The organism is Paenibacillus sp. MMO-58 (genome assembly GCF_037146255.1).
Lineage (GTDB): Bacteria > Bacillota > Bacilli > Paenibacillales > Paenibacillaceae > Pristimantibacillus.
In genome coordinates this window covers 58800-79111 of record NZ_JBBCVY010000001.1, presented here as the reverse complement: position 1 = coordinate 79111, position 20312 = coordinate 58800, and the positions used below count along the sequence as shown (strand labels likewise).

The following is a 20312-nucleotide window of genomic DNA, read 5'->3' as shown; positions in this document are numbered from 1 at the left end:
CGAAATTCCGCTCCTTTTCTACCTATTTATTATATTTAATATTATAAACAGGAGGACTAATTTTATAGATTTTTATTTCCATCGATTAAAAGATAGTGCGGAAGCATCATTTTCTGGCGGGGGCAACAAAAAAACGGCAAGCTTAAACGCATCATGCGCTTTGCTTGCCGTCCCGTTCGAATGAGGCTGTTTTAGAGCAGCCATACATCTCGAGCGTTTACCGGAACGTTTCCAATGGGATGCTTAACACGTTGATTTGAGACCCATCCTTCGCGCTGTTTTCGAAAAGCTCAAGCGTGAGCGTCCCGTTCGCAGGCAGCTGCTCTGGCGGAATCGTGATCTTGAGCGAGAACGGAGACCAGGCAGGCGCCCCCTCATCCAGCTGCTGATGGCCTTCGAGCAAATAATCATGCCCGTCCTCCACCGCGTATTGCATAACCCCTTCGAACACTCTGCCTTTTCCGGTCACAGTGTAATGTCCGCCCGAGCCGGTGACCAACACATCGCAAAACGCATTATTGCATGGGGCGATTGCGGCTCCCGAGGAAATGACGACCTTGCCCAGCTTCTCGTTCCAGGCCACGGAGGCACCCAGCATATCCGCCATCGCCCGGAGCGGAACGTAAGTGTTGCCTTTGTAAGTGAGGACAGGCAATCCCTCCCCGGTATAGACCGAGCCGTTAACTTCGATTGGGTATGCCGCTTCTCTCAATGTATATTCCGTCTTATTCGTATTCGTAGCCGCCATGGACGGAAAAGCTGTCATGAGCAGACCTCCCATTATTAATCCAACCAAAAACCCTTTATATCCTCGAAGCATGTCTACACCCCATCTCAAGAATTCGCCTACCTGCTATATTCCATTCTATGTGGACAAGCGTGCCTGACATGCCTATTACTGCAACGAATCTGATCGGCAAAAATAAAAATACCCCTGCCTCTTCCCAAACGGGGTAGAAGCAGGGGTTGTTATTTCAATCAGCCTTAAGCCATCTTCACCAGACTGTATTTCTTCTTGCCCTTACGGATAATGATAAATCGTCCTCCAATCGCGTGTTCCGAGGACACCTCGAGCGTAAGGTCGGTTACGCGCTCGCCGTTCATGGAGATGGCACCGTTCGTAATATCCTCCCGTGCTTGACGCTTGGAAGGCTCAATGCCAAGGTCAACCAGCCAATCAACGATGTTCTTCGCTTCATTCGTCGACTCGAATGTCGGCATTTCCTTGAAGCCTTGCTCGATTTCGTCTGCGCTCAGCGATTTGATATCCCCGCTGAACAACGCAGCCGTAATGCGCAGCGCTTGCTGCAGCAGCTCTTCGCTATGAACGAAGCGCGTCATCTCTTCGGCAAGCTTCTTCTGAGCTTCGCGTTTATGCGGCTCCGTAGCCACTTTCTCGGCCAAGTCTTCAATCTCTTCCTTCGAGAGGAACGTGAAGTATTTCAAGTATTTAACGACGTCACGGTCGTCCGTGTTAGCCCAGAACTGGTAGAACTCGTAAGGAGTTGTCTTCTCCGGGTCAAGCCAGATGGCGCCGCCCGCCGTTTTGCCGAACTTCGTTCCGTCAGCCTTCAGCATAAGCGGAATCGTAAGGCCAAACGCCTTCGATTCGCTGCCTTCCTTCTTGCGAATGAGGTCAAGGCCGCTCGTGATATTGCCCCATTGGTCGGAGCCCCCGATTTGAAGCTGTACATCCTCTTCCCGGAACAAATGCAGGAAGTCGAGCGATTGCAAAATTTGGTACGAGAACTCCGTAAACGAAATGCCGCTCTCAAGCCGGCTCGATACGACATCCTTCGCCAGCATCGTGTTGATGCTGAAGTTTTTGCCGTAGTCGCGAAGGAACTCGATGACATTGATCTTATGCGTCCAGTCATAGTTGTTGACCATACGAATATTGTTATCGCCTTCGGTGAGGAACAGCTTGCGAAGCTGCGCGCCAAGCGCTTCCACATTCGCCTGAATCTGTTCCAGCGTCTGCAAAGAGCGCTCGGATGTGCGGCCGCTTGGGTCGCCAATCGTACCGGTCGCTCCCCCGATCAGAATAACCGGACGGTGGCCCGCCAGCTGGAACCGCTTAAGCACCATAAACGGGATCAAGTGGCCGATATGCATGCTGTCTCCCGTCGGATCCACTCCGCAATAGAGCGAGACGGCCTTCTCGTTTGTCAATTCCCGCAGTCCCTCCGCGTCGGTCTGTTGGTTAATGGCGTCGCGCCATTCCAGTTCATCAATAATGTTCATTGTTTAGCTCTCCTTTTCAGTCGTGTTAAAAACAAAAAAACGCCCCTATGTCTAAATAGACATAGGGACGATTCGTTTACCGTGGTACCACCCAACTTGCATGAAGCCGCCTAGCGCAAGGCTAATCTTCATACCGCTCTAGGCGAGATATCGTTCGCCGTAACCGCCCGGCATTACCCGGGATGCTCCAGAGTGTATTTCGCGGGACTTAATGTGTGCCGGGTTCCATCGCCCCCCGGCTTTCTAGGACAGGGATTAAGCCGCTACTGCGCTCTTTCGCCGCATAAGTTATATCAAGTTACAGAAATTATAGAGAATGGCGCAATAAATGTCAATCGCCTTTCGCTCGCATCCGGCTTAGGAGTGGAAGCTTGCTTTTCTTTTCAGAATTCGCACTCCGTTAAGCGGAAGCTCAAGCTCATTGCCCGCCTTGCCGCCGGCAAGAACATCCTCGTACTCCTGCTCGTCAAGCTTCACTTGCTGCGCCGACTCGCTGAAATTCAGCACGAATACATAATCAAACTCGCCGTCGGAACGCAATTGAGCCGTAACGCCTTGCGGAAGCTCCGTCTCAACGACGCGCTTAAGTCCTTCCTGCTCGACCAGCTTCTTGAAGAAATCGGTGAAGAACGGCTCGGTATTGCGGGAAGCGACATAATAAGCTTTGCCTTCGCCAAGCTGGTTCACCGTCAGTGCCGGACGGCCTGCGTAGAAGTCGTCGCCGTACACGGCCAAAGCTTCCGCGCCTTCCAGATGAATCAGGTCGCAGAGTTCAATTGCATCATAGGAGCCAACAAGCCCCAGCTTGTTGCCTTCCGTCATCACAACGCTGTTCTTTTCCCCGTCATGCAGGGAGTCAATCTCCTCGGACCAGATGCCAAGCGTCTTGCGGAGCGGTCCAGGGAAGCCATCCAGGAAGCAGAGATCGCTTTCGTTAACGATACCCGACCAGTACGTCGCAACAAACGTACCGCCATTCTTAACGAATTCCTCAATGCGCTCGCCAACGCCAGGACGAACCATATACAGCATTGGCGCAATCAGCAGCTTGTAAGAATCAAATGCGCATTCCGAATCAATAATGTCGACTGGCACGCCCATATCCCACAATGGACGGTAATGACGTTTCAACGTTTCTTCGTAATGGATACCGCCGTTGCGCGGCCCTTGCGAATCCTTCACCGCCCAGCGGTTCTCCCAGTCATTGATAAGCGCGACCTGAGGCTTAACCGAAGTGCCAACTACCTCTTGCAGCTTCTCAAGCGCCTGGCCAACATCCGTAACATCCTTGAAAACGCGGGTATTCTCATGGCCAACATGGTCTACGACAGCGCCGTGCAGCTTCTCGCTGGAGCCGCGGCTCTTGCGCCATTGGAAATATTGAACCGTATCCGAGCCGTGGGCAACCGCCTGCAGGGAAGCCAGAAGATGCATGCCCGGTTTCTTCAGCTTGCTGATTGGCTGCCAGTTCGTCATGCTTGGCGTGCTCTCCATCAGCATAAACGGCTTGCCGCCTTTGAGCGAACGGAATACGTCATGGTTGAAGCCGATCCACGCCGCAAGCTCGCTTTGATCCTTCGCGTCATGCCAGGTCGGATAAGCATCCCATGAGATTACGTCCAGAAGCTCGGAGAATTTCCAGTAGTTCAGCGGCTCAAAGTCCAGCATGAAGTTGGTTGTAATCGGCAGGTCCGGATTAATCTCGCGAAGCGGCTCCATTTCGTTGCGGCAGAAATCTACCGTTTGATCGGTTACGAATCTTCTCCAGTCCACGTTCATGCCGTGTACCGCTTTTTCCCCGCGGTAGGTTGGCGTATCGATCTGGCTGAAGCTTGTATATTTGTGAGCCCAGAAGGTTGTCCACCATGCGTGGTTCAACGCTTCAATCGTGCCGTAGCGCTTCTCCAGCCAGTTCTGGAAAGCTTCTCTACAGTAGTTGCAGTGGCATTCGCCGCTGTATTCGTTGGAGATATGCCAGCCGATTACGGCCGGATGCTGCGAATAACGCTCTGCCAGCTTGCCGTTCATCTCCTTCACCTTCGCGCGGTATACCGGCGAGGAGAAGCAATGGTTATGGCGCGCGCCGTGCATATTGCGGATTCCGTTCTCCTCTACGCGGAGAACCTCCGGATATTTCTCCGACATCCAAGCCGGTCTTGCGCCGCTTGGCGTGGCAAGCAAGGCATAAATGCCGTTCGCCGCGAAACGGTCAAGCAGCTGGTCCATCCATTCAAACGTATATACGCCTTCTTCAGGCTCATAAGCTGCCCAAGAGAAAATGCCGACAGACATCACGTTGCTGCTCGACAGCTTCATCAGGCGGATATCTTCTTCCAGAACATGAGGATAATCAAGCCATTGGTCAGGGTTATAATCCGCTCCATGGAGCATTTGCGGGAATTTAGGGCTGATTGGCGGGAACTTCAAGGTCATCGGTGTTAACCTCCATACAAGTATAATGTCTATTACGATATTAATATTGTAATACGCTTTCAGATCCAATAAAATCACATTATATTCACATCACTTTAAATATATGAAACTGGAAGTGACTCCATTATGGATAAATTGGTATTTCCGATTCTTGCCGATTCCGACCGCAAGCTCCCTATCTACGTGGACATTATCGGGCACTGGAATAACCAGGAGACGATCGACCGGCAGCAGGGCTTTCCGCATTATCAATGGCTTCAGTCCACGGGCGGCGAAGGCGAGCTTTGGATCGGTGACGAGAGCTATACCGTAAAGCCCGGTCAGGGGTTTTGTTTATTCCCCGGCGTTCCCCACCGTTATTACGCGGTCCGGGACCCTTGGGATGTTTATTTCATCAGCTTTGGCGGCAGCCTTGCCAAGGACTTGCTTGGCCAAGCCGGCATCAAGGAACCCGGTCTGTACTCCGTTACCGACAGCGAAATGATCGTTGCCCATCTGCGCGGCATTTCCGCCATGGCGGAGTCTGGACTTCCTTTTCTCGGCCTTGAATGCTCGAAGCTATTGTATCTGTTCCTGCTCGATTTGATGAAGGTCGTGCAGGTCAGCACCCAATCCGCAGAGCAATATTACATGCGGCTCAACCCCGTCATCCGCTATATCGAGGAGCATATCGACAGCGTCATGACGATACAGGATTTGTCTTCGCGCATCGGCGTTACTCCGCAATATTTGTGCCGCTTGTTCAAGCAGCTGATGGGCATGCGTCCGATGGAATACGTAAACCGGGAACGGATTAACCGCAGCAAAGAACTGATGTTTCTCGGCCGGGAACATAAAATGCAAGAGATTGCGGCGAAGGTAGGCTTCGACAGCGCCAGCTATTTCAGCACCGTCTTCAAAAGGCTTGAGGGCATGAGTCCGGAACAATTCAAGAAGATGCACGGCATTCATTAAGGTTGGGAAGGATTCTTTATTGACCGGTACTAGAAGGCAATCATGCGGCATTTCGGTTATAATGATAGGGATGAAGCTTGATAGAAGGAGGCTTGTCCATGTCCATGACAAGCAGCAACAAACAACTCGTAATTGACACCATTGAATCCCATGCGGACTCATTCAAACAAATCTCGCGAACGATTGGCGCCAATCCGGAATTGGGCCACCAGGAGTTCAAATCCGCGGCCATGTTAATCGAAGAGCTGGAAAGACAAGGCTTCTCGGTTGAACGGAGAACGCTTGGCATTCCAACCGCGTTTATCGGAACCTATACGACCGGCAAGCCGGGTCCAACCGTTGCTTTTCTATGCGAATATGACGCTCTGCCGGAAATCGGACATGCCTGCGGCCATCATCTCATCTGCACGATGGGGATTGCGGCGGCTGTTGGGCTAAAGGCAGTGATGGATCAATTTGGCGGGACGATCCGCGTCTATGGCACGCCTGCCGAAGAAACCAAGGGCGCCAAGGTGCCGATGTCCGAAGCCGGTCTGTTCGACGACTGCGACTTCGCGCTGATGGCCCATCCTTATTATACGTTTGAGAGTTCCGGCGATTCGCTTGCGCTTGACGCGATCCGGTTCGAATATTTCGGCAAGCCCGCCCATGCGGCGGCAAGCCCTTACGAAGGCATTAATGCCCTTGATGCGGTTCTGCAGCTGTTCAACAGCGTTAACGCTCTGCGCCAGCAAACCCGGAGCGATGCCCGCATACATGGCATTATCGATAACGGCGGCAAAGCGCCTAACGTTATTCCCGACTACGCTTCCGCCCAGTTTTATGTCCGCTCCGCTTCCCGGGCTTACACGAATGAGCTCGCCGAAAAGGTTCGCCGCTGCGCCGAAGGTGCCGCTCTGCAGACCGGCTGCAGGCTGGAGATGAGCAATTATGAATTTTCCTATGACGAGCTGCTTACGAATGAGGCTTTGTCCGAATGCTTTACCGCCAATCTGCTTGCGCTAGGCGTGAAGCAAGAGGAGATCGAGACCGGAAAGGATCACGGCTCGCTGGATTTGGGCAATGTATCCGTTCGCTGTCCTGCGATTCATCCTTACGTCAAAATCGTGGAGGAGCGTTTCCTCCTCCACACCGCGGAATTCCGTGACGCGGCGATGACGGAGCGCGCGCTCGAGCGGATGATTTTTGCCGCCAAGACACTGGCGACGACCGCTTATGACGTGGTTGCCGATCCCGCCCTGCTTGCACGGATTCGCGAGGAATTTGAGCTCAGAACCCGGAAATAACCGCAACATTCTGAACATACTTTCATGAAAGGCTTCTCTTCGCCTGAGCATTGGTGAAGGAAGCCTTTTTGCTTGCGGATGAAGCAGGATTAACCGCTAATCCTAACGAATAGACATTCAAGGTGATGGTTCTCCCATCCTTTTCCTTTTTTCGAAAAAACAATGATCAAGAGAGGGCAGGTGTATCCAAGTGAAATTTAATGAGTACCGTTACGAACGTCCCGATGTAGCTTCTTTCGAGAAGCAGTTCAAGGAGCTTTTATCCGCCTTTAACGCGGCAAGCCGTTTCGAGGAGCAAGACGACGCAATGACGGGCCTGAACAAGCTGCGGAGCGAATTTGATACGATGCAGCAAATTGCGAGCATCCGTCATTCGATTGATACCAACGATGAATTTTATAAAGCCGAGCAGGATTTCTTCGACGAGAACGGACCTGTCGTTCAGGAATACATAACGGATTATTACCGGGCGCTTGTGAATTCGGCATTCCGCACGGAGCTTGAAGCCAAATGGGGCCGTCAATTGTTCCAATTGGCCGAACTCTCGCTGAAAACCTTCAGCCCCGAGGTTATCGAGGATCTGCAGCAGGAGAACAAGCTGTCCACCGAATATACGAAGCTTATCGCTTCCGCCAAAATTATGTTCGACGGCGAAGAGCGGACGCTTTCGCAGTTATCGCCGTTTCAGCAATCGACCGACCGCTCCGTTCGCAAACAAGCTTCCGAAGCTTCTTCCGGTTTCATGAGCGAGAATGAAGCCGAGTTTGACCGGATTTACGACGAGCTTGTGAAGGTACGTACCCGCATCGCCAAAAAACTCGGCTTCACTAATTTCGTTGAGCTTGGTTATGCCCGCATGAGCCGCACCGATTACACGGCGAAGATGGTGGCGAACTTCCGCAATCAGGTGCTTGAGCATATCGTGCCTGTGGCGAGCAAGCTGAAGGAACGCCAGCGCGAGCGCATCGGCGTCGACCATCTCTACTACTACGACGAGAATCTAGCTTTCCTGTCCGGCAATGCGAAGCCAAAAGGCAGCCCGGATTGGATCGTCGAGAACGGAGCTCGGATGTATGCTGAGCTGTCGCCGGAGACGGATAAGTTTTTCCGGTTTATGCTGGATAACGGCCTGATGGATCTCGTTGCGAAAAAAGGCAAGCAAGGCGGCGGATATTGCACCTATATCAGCGAATACGGCGCACCGTTTATTTTCTCCAACTTTAACGGTACCTCCGGAGATATCGATGTGCTCACGCACGAAGCCGGCCATGCCTTCCAAGTGTACGAGAGCAGAAGCTTTGCCGTGCCTGAATACGCCTTCCCTACTTATGAAGCCTGCGAGATTCATTCAATGAGCATGGAGTTTTTCACCTGGCCGTGGATGGACCTGTTCTTCAAGGAAGACGTGGATAAATACCGGTTCCAGCATCTGGCGAGCGCCCTTCTCTTCCTTCCTTATGGCGTAACGGTTGACGAATTTCAACATTTTGTCTACGAGAATCCGGATGCTACGCCGGACGAACGGAAAGCTGCATGGCGCGAAATCGAGAAGAAGTATCTGCCTCACCGGGATTATGAGGAGAACAGCTATCTCGAGCATGGTGCTTTCTGGCAGCGTCAAGGGCATATTTTCGGCAGTCCGTTCTACTATATCGACTACACCCTGGCGCAAATTTGTGCCTTTCAGTTCTGGAAAAGAATGCACGAGGACCGTACCTCGGCATGGGCCGATTATCTCAAGCTCTGCCAGCAGGGCGGCAGCCTCTCCTTCACCGAGCTCGTTAAGGTGGCCGGCCTGATCTCGCCATTTGAGGATGGCTGCGTAACTTCCGTCATCGGCAGCATCGATGGCTGGCTGGAAAGCGTAGATGACAAAGCGCTGTAAGGAGACTACTGCTTATGAATGTGACATTCCGACCTCTCAGTGAGCTTCCGGTTAAGGAAATATCGGAGCTGTGGAACCATTCCTTCGAAGGTTATTTTGTTCCGGCTGCGCTTCCGCTTGATCGGTTCATCGGCCGGACAGCCTCTGAAGGTCTGTCGCTTGAGCATTCCCTTGCCTGTTACGTCGACGGCGAAGCAGCCGGATTGGTTATGAACGGCTTCCGTGAATACGATGGCCGGAAGCTGGCATGGAACGGCGGAACCGCCATCAAACCGGCCTTTCGGGGCAAAGGAATCGGCAAGGCACTTATGCGGAGGAACCTGCAGCTATACGAGGAGTTGGACGTTGACCAAGCGAATCTCGAGGCGATCTCGCAAAATGCGAATGCCATTCGGTTGTACGAATCGATTGGTTATAAGCAGATCGACCGTCTGCTGATCCAGTCCACGGATCAGCCAATCCCGGATATGGACGACACGTACGACCATCCGTACCAGATTGCGCTAGGCATGGCAGCGGAAGCCGCACGTCTTCCGTTCTACTCCCCGGGCGAAGTCTGGCAGGCCGGTCTGTCCAGCCTGAAGGATGGCGAAAGCGTTGCCGTCTTTGATGGCGGAGAAGCAGCCGGATATGCCTTATACAGAAGGACGTTTAGCTCGGACGGCGACCTAACTGGTATTGTCCTGTACCGGGTTGAAGCCGCTCCGGGACGTACCGACGCCAAGGATGTAATGACGGCCGCCTTGCACGAGATATGGCAGCCCGGCGAGACTTGCCGGCGCTCGGCCTTTAATATCCAGGCATCCAACGCGGTGCTAGTCGAGCTGCTCGCCGAGATGGGGCTTGTGACCACGATGGAGCAGGTGTTGATGGTGCGAGAGATGTAACTGGGATATGGTTAAGATCCCTAAGGGACCTTAACCATATCGAGTTGCTCCGTTTACTCCCTGTTAAGGTCCCTTAGGACCCTAACAGCCCGTTACTCCCTTCATTTTCTACTACTCTAGGCTGTCGGTTCTTAATTAAGGCCCTTTAGGGACCTTAATTAAGAAATACGTTGCCTTCAGATGTGAGTTAAGGTCCCTAAGGGACTTTAACTTACACTCTCGATTACGCAAAAAGACCCCGTCGGGGTCTTTTTCATTACTAGCCTGCCATCAAAAGTCTATAAACAATTGTCGGCAGTTGATTTGACCCTATGAGGGTCTTATTTCATGTTTAAACTACGGCTGCTAGCCTTTTTTCCGCTCCCCGTCAAGGCAATAAGTCCCTATAAGGGTCTTATCATTGCCATTCAGCACTTCGAACTTATCCATAAGACCCTCATAGGGTCTTATTTCGTGTTTAGCCTGCCTTTGCGAGCCTTTTCAGTTACCCGCAAATGCAATAAGACCCTATGAGGGTCTTATCACTGCCATTTAGCACTTCGAACTTATCAATAAGACCCCATCAGGATCTTATTCCTATCCACGCTCAGCAACCGGCCCTCTTACACAAAATGACTTAGCACAAACACCGCAGGAGAATTCCAGTAGATCGTCACTTCGTTTGTCGAGTAGCTCTCCATCACATCGGCGAAGGAAGCGGCAGGTGCTCTGCCTGCCAGATGCTCGCGGGCATAATCGTCCTGAATGCCAAGGTTTGGCCCGCCCGATACTAGCCCCGGAACCGGATCGTCCACGCCGTCGCCTTCGGATGGACGATGATGCGGATGTTTTACCGGCCGACTGCCGAATCCCGTTACATAACTGATACCCATCACATTCATCCCGAACAGGTAATGAATATGATCCAGCGCCAGCTCCGCATACGTAACTGTTCCCGCCACGCGATCAGCAATTAGCAGCAGCATCGCATGATTTAGTACCACCATATTGCTGCCCCAGTTGTACTCCTCCGGCTGTAAAGATACGCCATATCCGTCCTTCCGGCTTACAGCGGCAAGCCGCTCTGCACGTTCCAGCAGACCTGTCCGCAGCCGTTCTATAACAGCCGGTTCTCCCTTCCGTTCCGACAACAGATACGAGATTGTCCCGTAGCCGCCCATATCGGCCCAGCCCAGCTCATACTTGTCGAATTCCCGCTCCGCCAACTGAAGAAAAGCCTCTTGATACCGTTCTTCTCCGGTTGTACGATACAGCTCGGCCGCCGCCCAATACCGCTCATCGGTGTCCACCTCATCACCATATTCACCGGTTACGATCTCCGGCGGATTACGGAAGCCCGGCACCTCCGGATGCTTCTGGAGCCAATCCCATGCCCGTTCGGAGGCCGCTTTGCATTCGGCAGCAAACGCTGCATCAAAACCTTCGTACACGCGCGCCGACATCGCCATTATAGCAGCAAAGCAGCCCGTTGCCGTGGCCGATACCGGAGAAACGTACAGCTCGTCCGTATCGTCCTCCGGCATTGTATCCGGAGCAGGGAAGCGCAGCGTCGTCAGCTTGTGGAAAACGCCGCCGGACTCCGCATCCTGCATGCGGTGCATCCATTCCAGCTCATACCGGCATTCATGGAGCACATCCGGCATCACGCCGTCTGTTTCAGGCAAAGGCAGCGCACGCGCAAAAGCACCTGGATAATATTCATAAGCCAGCAGCAAATCCGCAACGGCTTTTGCACCCGGTCCCACGTATTTGCCATAGTCGCCGGCATCATGCCATCCGCCCCAAGCATCCACATGCCTCGTTTCATCTCCGTATACGATCGCAGGCGTCAGATGGCAGGCATCATGCTTCCATACTCCCGCGTACGGCTCCTCCAGCTCGATCCCGCAACGGAAATAATAAAACGCTTTCAATAATGCTTGATGAGCAGCCCTATAACCCTCATCTCCAATAACAAACCAATCCGAGACTTGCCCTTCCTCCATCTCCAGCTTATAGATCCCCGCTTGCTGCACACTCGAAAAATCCGCCCGGCAAACCTTCCTGCCGCTGGATCTGTCCTCAGTGGCAGTCCCGGTTTCCCCCGCCAACACCACTTCGCCCGTTTCCTGGCTAATCAATTTGAACGTTCCGCCTTCACCCTCTATAACAGCCGTCTTCCGGTCCAGCCTCCGAAAGCCAAGCTGGTTAACCGCAATCCTATTCCGCTTCTCCTGTTCCATGCAATCCCTCTTCTCTCAGGAAATCAATCATGCCGATACAGTATAGCTCATCCTCTCGTGAATGGGACTACCGAAACTATAGAACATCCTGCAGGATCTTCACATCTATCCATTCCAACAACGATCCCAACAGAAAAAAGGCCCTCATAGCTGAGCAGCCTTTTCATCCAATCGCTTCTATTTCCTAGCGGAACAGCACCTTGTCCACATTGTATTTCGCCCGGAATTGATTGATCAGGTAAGTCTCGTAAATTTCCCGCTCCACCGGATCTTCATTCACGTAAATCTCGATCTTGGTCACTTCGTCGCGGTAATTCTTCATTGGAGATACACTGTCTTCGAAATGCTTCTTAATGCGCGGTCTCAGCTTTCTCGCTTTGCCTACAAAGAGCACGTCTCCTTTGAAATTGTAGAAAATAAAGAAGCCGCCCTTTTCACGCGTAATCAGATGGAAATCCGTAAAGTTGTAAATATGGCTAAGCTGCGGGTTCGTCTGCTTGTAAATCGTAACGTCCGGTTCCGGAATCGTAATCGTAATCAAAAAAATTCACTTCTCTTTCCTTAGTTAGGTCTCCACCGTATTGTATCACATCTTAGGGGAACCAAGCCTTACGCAGCCCAATAATTCCTTCACGGATTTTCTGCTCGTTTAGTCCGCCAAATCCAAGCATGATGTACGAGGGCGGACATGCCTCCGGGTGCAGCCAATGCTTCCTTGGCGTATAAGCAATGACCCCATATTCCAATGCCTTCTCCACAAGCTCATCGCCGGAGCGCCCATAGACGTCAAGCAGCAGATGCATGCCCGACCGCTCTCCGATAATGCCGACATGGCTGCCAAGCTGTTCCTGAATCGTACGAAGCAGCATCCGGTGACGGGCCTGGTACAGCTTCTTCATCTTGCGGATATGGCTTTCGAAATACCCTTCCTTCATGAATCGGTACATGGCGGCCTGAATAAGCGGCGATACCGACTGGCTGTACGCTTGCAGCTTGCTTCTGAAATCTTGCGCAGCCCGTTCCGGCATCACCATATAGCTCAACCGTATTCCCGGCAGGAACGACTTCGAGAAGGTCCCCAAATAAATAACCTTGTCCCCGGTGTCCAGCGCCTTAAGCGCCGGAATAGGCTGCCCTTGATAGCGCAGCTCGCTGTCGAAATCATCCTCAACGATATAGCCGTCCCGCTCATAAGCCCATTGAAGCAGCTTGATCCGGTTGTGGACCGGCATGATCATCCCGAGGGGAAACTGATGGGAGGGCGTCACATATACCATACTCGCCGAGCTTTCCTTAAGATGATCGACCGAAATCCCGTCTTGCTCGAGCGGCATAGGAATGATCCTTCTTCCCATATTGATCAGAACCGTTCTAACCCCGTTATATCCGGGCTCCTCCATTGCAATTGACTCAGGCAAAGGCAGCAGCTGGGCCAGCAGACTAACCATCGTTTGCGTCCCGGCGCTTAAGAAAATTTGATCCGGCGCGCAGACCACCCCGCGTGACTGATACAAATAACGGGCAATCTCCGACCGGAGCCCCTTATGCCCCTGACGGTCGCCGTAGCCGTATACCTCTGTCGTACATTCCTCCAGCGCATCCACCAGGCATTTCTTCCACAGCCTCACCGGAAAATGCTCCAGCTCTACATCGCCATATTCAAAATTGATCGCGTTAGGGGGCAGCGGCTCCGCACTAGGCTTTACCTCCGATCTGGCTGGCTGTGACTCCTTAATCCCCTCAAGCCGATCAAGAGGCATGACGTATAAGCCGCTGCGAAGCCGGCTCTGAATATAGCCTTCCGCCAAAAGCTGCTGATAGGCCGTCTCGACGGTATTTTTGCTGACGGACAAATAAACGGACAGCTGCCGGATCGAAGGCAGACGGTCATTTTCGCGCAGCATGCCCAACTCGATCTGTCCTTTTATATAGGCAAATAGCTGCTGATAAAGCGGAATCTCACTCTGTTTATCCAATTCCGGCGTTAAGCTGATCATCCTGTCACCCCCATCTGTACCCCTTATTTCGAACAAAACTGTACCTTTTGACAGGGACAGATTCCTTCTACAATGATAACACAATGAACGAAAAAGAAAGGCAGTGAAGTAAAATGTTTCCCATCCGCTTGCAAAAAAGAGCCTGCACCGATGCTGGCAAAATCGAACGCTTCCTGGGGCAGGCCCGGACCGGATTTCTTGGCCTTGCCTCGGATAATGTTCCTTACGTCGTACCTTTAAACTTCGTCTGGAAGGATAACGCCATCTACTTCCACGGTGCATCCGAAGGACGAAAAATCGAAATGATTGCCGAAAACCCGGCGGCCTGCTTTTCGGTCAGCGAAGAGTACGGCACGATCGCGGATCCCACGCCTGCCCATGTGGATACCGCTTATATGAGCGCCATTATTTTCGGGACCGTCGAGAAGGTCGTTGATTGGGATGAAGCAACCGCGGCGATGCAGATCATGCTGGACAAATACGTTCCCGGTTATTTCGACCGGCCGCTTGCAAGAACCCATTTGGAACGGTACGTCTCTTCAATGGGCAGCAAAACCTCCGTATTCAAGCTGGTATCCAGCTCCATCTCCGCGAAGGAAAGCGAAGTGAATGAGGCAAAAATGTACTTCGAAGGCCGGAAAAGCCACGAAGACCGGCATTGAACACGGTCTTATCCTGCACTTAAAAAGAGGCTGTTCCCTCACGGGAGCAGCCTCTTTCACTATTAGTTCTTCAATTCCGGAATCACGTATTGCGGCTCTCTGCCGTATAACGCATCTACCAGATTGCGGGCCGCAACCATGGCCATGTCGTTCCTCGTCTTCCTGGTTGCCGAGCCGATATGCGGCAGCGTCACCACGTTATCGAGCTGAAGCAGCGGATTGTCCGGGCTGACCGGTTCCTTCTCGTACACATCGAGGCCTGCCGCATAAATGCGTTTCGTGCGCAAAGCCTCAATCAGAGCTGCTTCATCAACCGTCTCGCCGCGCGATACGTTAATAAAGATCGCGGTCCTTTTCATCCGGTTAAATTGCTCTTCGCCGATCATATGCTTAGTCTCCGGCGTAAGCGGAGTCATCAGCACGATAAAATCAGACTGCTCCAGCAGCTCGTTCAGCGCCAGGTAATTTACGCCAAGACGCTCCTCTGTCTCCGGCTTGCGGCTGCGGTTATAGTAGGAAACCTCCATATCGAAGCCGAATTTGGCGCGCTTGGCAATCTGCTCGCCAATGCGTCCCATCCCGATAATGCCAAGCTTGGCATGATGCACGTCGAGTCCGAAAAGCTGCTCGCCAACACCGCGCTGCCATCCCCCCGCACGGACGAGATTATGCAGCTCCGTTACTCTTCTAGCCGCTGCCAGCATAAGGGCAAGCGTTAAATCGGCTACCGTTTCATCCAGCACATACGGCGTATGAGTGCCGATAATGCCGCGTTTTTTCATCGCGTCCAGATCGTTATGGTTATAGCCTACCGAAATATTGCTGACCGCCCGCAGCTTTGGCGCTGCGCTTAGCAGCCGCTCGCTGATGGCATTGCCGGCCGCAAGCAGTCCTTCCGCGTCGCCGATCTTTTCGGCAAGCTCCTGTCCGGTAATCGCTCTCTCCGGGTTTTGCCACATTTCGCATTCACAATATTGGTCGAGGTATGCTTTTACCTCATCGGATACTTTGGATGATAGGTACACTTTTGGCCGCATGCCGTCATCTCCTCTCGCGTTCTGACTCTATTATACCTATGTCCCCGGCGATTTGGCGAATGGTTGCCTTTAACGCCGAAGCCCACTACAATGAAGAAGGCAACCTGTCGCCTATGGCGGCAAGTGTGCGGAATCAAACTTCAACGTAAGGTGGGACCAGCAAAGGTGGAGCCGTTTAACGAAAAAGTTGTCTATGAAAACCCTTTGTTATCCTTGCGTGTCTGGCAGCCGATCCGGAAGGATGACGATTTCACCAACTGGCATTATCACCGGCAGCTTGAGCTGCTCTATATTATAAAAGGCAGGCTGGATGTGGATGTCGAGGAAGAAAGCTACCATCTGCAGCCCGGCGACATTATTATGATCGGCGCTTCCCAGCTGCACCGCGACAAGAGTGTCGGGCATCTCGACTACATCGTCCTGCAGTTCGAGCTGGAGCCGTTTTTCGATCAAAGCACGATTGCATATATGCGTTATTTCTCCGAGACCGAGAATCCGCTCAGCATGGCCAATTATATTTTCCAAGAGAACGGCATAGTGAAGAAGCAGATCGGAGATTACATCCGCCAGCTGCATTATGAGGCGGAGCGCAAGGAGACCGGCTATGAAATCGCGGTTAGCGTGCTGATCAAGCAGATTCTGCTGACGCTGCTGCGCAACGATAACCGGAAGATGCTCGCCGAGCAGGACGACTTCGACCGTCTTCGGCTTAAGCCTGTCCTGGACTATGTCGAGAACCGGCTGACCGACCGGATTCAGGTGGAAGAAGTATGCCGGATCGCCAACATGAGCTATTACTACTTCGTCAAGTTTTTCAAGAAAACAATAGGGATGTCCTTCACGGAATTCGTCAATTACCGGAAGATCAAATGGGCGGAACGTATTCTTCTTACGAAGGATCTAAGCATTACCGAGGTCGGAGAACGGATCGGAATGCCTAACATGGCCCACTTCTATAAGATGTTCAAGAAGTACAATGACTGCTCCCCTAAGCAATTCCAGCGCAAGATGCTGGATTGGAACCGGCAATAGCGCAAACAAAAAACTCGTCCACCTTATCCCTTTGGTGTGACGAGTTTTTTTGACATGACTAATTTATAACCAACGCCGCGAATCGATTCGATCTGTACGGATTGACCAAGCTCCAGCTTCTTGCGCAGCGAGCTGACATGGACGTCAACCGTACGCTGGCCGCCGATATAATCAAAGCCCCAGACCACGTTCATCAAATCATCGCGCGTAATAACCATCCCCGGACGCTGTACGAGATACAGCAGCACTTCGAATTCCTTCGGACGAAGCGGAACGGTCTCTCCGTTCAGAATAACTTCGTATTTTTCCGGATAAATCGACAAATCTCCCACGGTAATGACTTTCTCCGACGTCTCGATCGGCACGCTGTCATCCTGCTGCGTCCGGCGCAATACCGCCGATACCCTCGCGAGGAGCTCCGCAACGCCAAACGGCTTCGTAATGTAGTCATCAGCGCCATGCTTCAGCCCTTGAACGACTTCTTCCTCCGCATTGCGGGCGGTCAAAATAATAATAGGCGTCTTAACGCCGTTCTGGCGAAGCCTTGTTAATATTTCAAAGCCGTTCAAGCCTGGCAGCATGATGTCCAAAATAATGAGATCAAAGGTGCGCTGCAAAGCGGTTTGCAGCCCGGTCGCACCATGATCAATGACAGTCGTATCGTAACCCTCTTGCGTCAGATTATACGACAAAAGTCGCGCGAGTGTCGGTTCATCCTCAATAACGAGCACTTTATGTGACATGAGTACCTCCAGCTTGTCCAGCCTGGACACAAATTTTCTACCTTAGTTTAGCACGATTTCATGAAGAATGGGTAAATTTTTCGGCCGGCTGTTATTGCTGGAGAACGGGCAGCTCAATGACAAATGTGGAACCAACACCTACGGCGCTTGTCACCGCTATTGTGCCTTTGTGCAGCTCAACCAGATGCTTGACGATCGACAGACCAAGTCCGGTGCCTCCTGAACTGCGGGATCTTGCTTTATCCACCCGATAGAACCGCTCGAAAATCCTTGGCAAATCCTTCTTCGGAATGCCAATGCCGGTATCGCTGATCTGAATCCGGATATGATCCTCATCGATGCTTTCGATATGAACCGACACTTTACCGCCTTCTGGTGTATAGTTTACGCCATTTGCGATGACATTCATCATAATTTGTCGTAAACGGTCCTCATCGGCTTCCACATACAAGCCATGCTCCATCTCCAGCTGCAGCTTGATCGACTTCTTCGCTGCCTCCGACTCCATCATCGTCACGGTCTTCGTCATGAACGAATCCATTTCCACCGGCGAGAAGTAAAGCGGAACGCGCTTCGACTCGATTTTCGACAAAGCCAGTATGTCCCCTATGAGACGGTTCAGCCTGTCGCTCTCGTCATAAATGATTTGCAGGAACGAACGCGCGGTCTCCTCATCGTTAACAGCGCCGCCAAGAAGCGTCTCGGCAAAGCCCTTTACGGCTGCGATTGGCGTCTTCAGCTCATGCGATACATTCGCCACGAATTCGCTGCGCATCCGCTCGAGGCGGCGGATCGCCGTTACGTCCGCAAGCACAAGCAGAACCCCGCCGAATTCCTGGTTCTCCTGATGAATCGGCACGAGGTTAAGCTCCAGCAAGCGTTCCTCCGGGAAGTAGAACGTAATCTCCTCGCGGATATGCTCGCGTCCTTCCAAAGCCTCTTGAATCAGTTGGGACAGCTCATATTGCTGCTTGGCTTCCGCGTAATTCCTTCCGACGAGCTCGCCGGACGAAATACCGAGCAGCTCTCCCGCACGGCGGCTCATCAGCAGAATCTTGCCGGCCGGGTCAATCATCATTACCCCGTTAATCATGTTATCCAGCACGCTCTCAAGCTGGCTTTCGTTTTGCCGGATCCGTGTCATCTGCACCTCAAGGCTTTCGGCCATGGCATTAATAGCATGACCAAGCTCGCCAACTTCATCCTGTTTCCTGACCTTCACCCTTGCTTTATAATCCATCTGCTTGATGCGTTGGGCAACCTTCGTAATTTGTTCAAGCGGACGGGTTAAGCTTAAGGCGATCCTGTAACTGATAAAAGCGGCAACGATAAACAAAATCAGCAGCCCGATAATCAATACGGTCCATAGCTGATCGATACTCTTGTCGACTTCCTTCAGACTCATCGCAAGTCGGATAACGTTAGAGTGCGGATCGGAAGGATCCACCGCTAGGGCAACGTACAATAAATTTTCCTTCAACGTATCGCTATATCGGATAGCCCGTCCAATGCCGTCTTTATGAGCCTCCACAACTTCTACCCGTGTGCTGTGGTTATCCATCGTTTCCGGAGCATGGTCCGAATCGCCAAGGACGGTACCGTCGCCTGCGATGAAGGTAACCCTTGTATCCGCATAGGTCTTAAGGTTCTCGGCTTCCTCCGTGAAATAAGGGAACAACGCCGCATTATCTCCCTGCTTCCATTCGGTCTTGGCCAGAATGATATGCATCTCGCGGATCATATTGTCCTCAAGCGCATTAATATGGTTATCCTTAAACGTCTTTGCCATGAAGAGACCGGCTGCGGTTACGGATAACGCAAGGATGATGATCATGGTTAACGTTAATCGGTTGCGAAAGCTGTTCATGGCCTTTCATCTCCAATATGCCTATTTGTCACTCGTTTTATCGTACATGCCGTCATGCGGCTTCGCCAGTCTTGTTTTTGTTAAGTTTTTGTAAAACAAAATGATGTACTGTCGCCAGCGGCTGCTGCACAAGGATAGACAGTACAACCGGTACGGCAGCCAGCGGGCTGAAGTAGCCCAGCGCAAGCACGATGCCAAGCGAAATATTCCGCATGCCCGTCGCATAGGATACGGTTACCTGTACTTCTTTGCCGCCGAATTTCGCCGTTCCGAGGAACCCTACCGCATAACATACCCCCACCAGAACAATAACAAGCGGGATCAGTTTCAGCATATCGTGCTTCAGCTGGTCAACATACGGCGCAATTGCGGAAGCGTTCAGGGCGACCACCGCAACAAAGCAAAGTTTCGAGATTGGCATCGCAACGGGCTTCACCTTCTCCTGAATCCGTCCCTTGCTCAGCTCATACAGAGCTACGCCAATGATAGTCGGCAGAACAACGATAACAAACAAGTCGAACATAATTGGGCCAATCGCAATATCAACGGAGGTATTAAAAAATAAATGAATGCCGTAAGGTACAACAAGCGGACTTAACGCGGAGTCCAGCACGACCATCGCAAGCACAAGCGGCACGCTGCCGCCTGACATCCCGACCCACAGAACGGTGGATACGCCAAGCGGAATGATCGTAAAGAGCACAAGCCCGACCACATAAGGCGAGGACGCTCCAAACCATAACGAGCCAAGCCCGTAGGCGACCAGCGGAGACAATAGATGCGCCAATATCAGCGTCCATACCAGAATGCCGGGCTTTTTGACCACCTCGTATAAATGCCGGAGTCCGCAGCCAATGCCCATCGTCAAGGTCACGTAAGCGAACAGATACGGAACGGCATCCACCATCGGAGCAAGCGTATCGGCAAAAAGAAAACCCAGGACAAGCGATCCCGGGATCAGCAGAAACATCCATCGTTCAAAGAAATAATTAAACCGAAGTCCAAATTCCCTCGTAAGCCATCCCTCGTTTCTATATGATTTCGATCAACATTATAGCCCTTA

General features: G+C 52.1%; 16 protein-coding genes and 1 other annotated feature. Of the genes, 6 read left to right on the top strand and 10 right to left on the bottom strand.

Annotation, left to right across the window (positions count from 1 at the left end; genetic code table 11):
- Positions 1–217: 217 nt before the first annotated feature.
- From WFJ73_RS00370 to WFJ73_RS00360, 3 genes are all read right to left on the bottom strand, one after another.
- Complete coding sequence (locus WFJ73_RS00370; RefSeq protein WP_336770938.1) at positions 218–766, bottom strand: Gmad2 immunoglobulin-like domain-containing protein; 549 nt, start codon at positions 764–766, stop codon at positions 218–220.
- A 218-nt stretch (positions 767–984) separates the two neighbouring features.
- Positions 985–2244: a tyrosine--tRNA ligase gene (gene tyrS / locus WFJ73_RS00365; RefSeq protein WP_336770936.1), complete on the bottom strand. Its 1260-nt coding sequence runs from the start codon at positions 2242–2244 to the stop codon at positions 985–987.
- Positions 2245–2304: 60 nt separating this feature from the next.
- Positions 2305–2533 (bottom strand) — a binding site (T-box leader).
- A 68-nt stretch (positions 2534–2601) separates the two neighbouring features.
- Positions 2602–4677, bottom strand: a complete 2076-nt coding sequence (locus WFJ73_RS00360) for a beta-galactosidase (protein WP_336770934.1) — start codon at positions 4675–4677, stop codon at positions 2602–2604.
- A gap of 126 nt (positions 4678–4803) precedes the next feature.
- Between WFJ73_RS00360 and WFJ73_RS00355 the strand changes: the two genes are divergently transcribed.
- The 4 genes from WFJ73_RS00355 (at position 4804) to WFJ73_RS00340 (ending at position 9689) form a co-directional block, all read left to right on the top strand.
- Positions 4804–5631, top strand: coding sequence for an AraC family transcriptional regulator (locus WFJ73_RS00355; protein WP_336770932.1), 828 nt, complete (start codon positions 4804–4806; stop codon positions 5629–5631).
- Between the two features lie 104 nt (positions 5632–5735).
- On the top strand, positions 5736–6917 hold the full coding sequence (locus WFJ73_RS00350) for a M20 family metallopeptidase (protein WP_336772097.1): 1182 nt from the start codon (positions 5736–5738) through the stop codon (positions 6915–6917).
- 190 nt (positions 6918–7107) lie between these two features.
- Entirely contained in the window at positions 7108–8802 is a 1695-nt protein-coding gene (locus tag WFJ73_RS00345) for a M3 family oligoendopeptidase (RefSeq protein WP_336770930.1), read from the top strand.
- A 14-nt stretch (positions 8803–8816) separates the two neighbouring features.
- The gene (locus WFJ73_RS00340; protein ID WP_336770928.1) at positions 8817–9689 is read left to right on the top strand and encodes a GNAT family N-acetyltransferase; all 873 of its coding nucleotides are present in this window, start codon (positions 8817–8819) and stop codon (positions 9687–9689) included.
- Positions 9690–10291: 602 nt separating this feature from the next.
- Here the strand turns inward: WFJ73_RS00340 and WFJ73_RS00335 are convergent.
- From WFJ73_RS00335 to pdxR, 3 genes are all read right to left on the bottom strand, one after another.
- On the bottom strand, positions 10292–11911 hold the full coding sequence (locus tag WFJ73_RS00335; RefSeq protein WP_336770926.1) for a glycoside hydrolase family 9 protein: 1620 nt from the start codon (positions 11909–11911) through the stop codon (positions 10292–10294).
- 184 nt (positions 11912–12095) lie between these two features.
- On the bottom strand, positions 12096–12452 hold the full coding sequence (locus WFJ73_RS00330) for a nucleotide excision repair endonuclease (protein WP_336770924.1): 357 nt from the start codon (positions 12450–12452) through the stop codon (positions 12096–12098).
- A 52-nt stretch (positions 12453–12504) separates the two neighbouring features.
- Entirely contained in the window at positions 12505–13908 is a 1404-nt protein-coding gene (pdxR, locus tag WFJ73_RS00325) for a MocR-like pyridoxine biosynthesis transcription factor PdxR (RefSeq protein ID WP_336770922.1), read from the bottom strand.
- A gap of 113 nt (positions 13909–14021) precedes the next feature.
- On the opposite strand from pdxR, the gene WFJ73_RS00320 reads away from it, so the two are divergent.
- Positions 14022–14570, top strand: coding sequence for a pyridoxamine 5'-phosphate oxidase family protein (locus WFJ73_RS00320; protein ID WP_336770920.1), 549 nt, complete (start codon positions 14022–14024; stop codon positions 14568–14570).
- A gap of 62 nt (positions 14571–14632) precedes the next feature.
- Here WFJ73_RS00320 and WFJ73_RS00315 read toward each other — a convergent pair whose 3' ends face one another.
- Positions 14633–15607 carry a 2-hydroxyacid dehydrogenase gene (locus WFJ73_RS00315; protein WP_336770918.1) on the bottom strand — a complete coding sequence of 325 codons (975 nt, stop codon included), beginning with the start codon at positions 15605–15607 and terminating at the stop codon, positions 14633–14635.
- A gap of 165 nt (positions 15608–15772) precedes the next feature.
- Between WFJ73_RS00315 and WFJ73_RS00310 the strand changes: the two genes are divergently transcribed.
- Positions 15773–16639 carry a helix-turn-helix domain-containing protein gene (locus WFJ73_RS00310; RefSeq protein WP_336770916.1) on the top strand — a complete coding sequence of 289 codons (867 nt, stop codon included), beginning with the start codon at positions 15773–15775 and terminating at the stop codon, positions 16637–16639.
- 23 nt (positions 16640–16662) lie between these two features.
- Here WFJ73_RS00310 and WFJ73_RS00305 read toward each other — a convergent pair whose 3' ends face one another.
- The 3 genes from WFJ73_RS00305 to WFJ73_RS00295 all read right to left on the bottom strand — a co-directional run bounded on the left by WFJ73_RS00305 (position 16663) and on the right by WFJ73_RS00295 (position 20219).
- A complete protein-coding gene (locus WFJ73_RS00305) occupies positions 16663–17382 on the bottom strand; it encodes a response regulator transcription factor (protein WP_116393787.1) in 720 nt (239 codons plus the stop codon).
- A 91-nt stretch (positions 17383–17473) separates the two neighbouring features.
- On the bottom strand, positions 17474–19249 hold the full coding sequence (gene pnpS / locus WFJ73_RS00300) for a two-component system histidine kinase PnpS (protein WP_336770911.1): 1776 nt from the start codon (positions 19247–19249) through the stop codon (positions 17474–17476).
- A gap of 52 nt (positions 19250–19301) precedes the next feature.
- A complete protein-coding gene (locus tag WFJ73_RS00295; RefSeq protein WP_336770910.1) occupies positions 19302–20219 on the bottom strand; it encodes a bile acid:sodium symporter family protein in 918 nt (305 codons plus the stop codon).
- Positions 20220–20312: the final 93 nt, after the last annotated feature.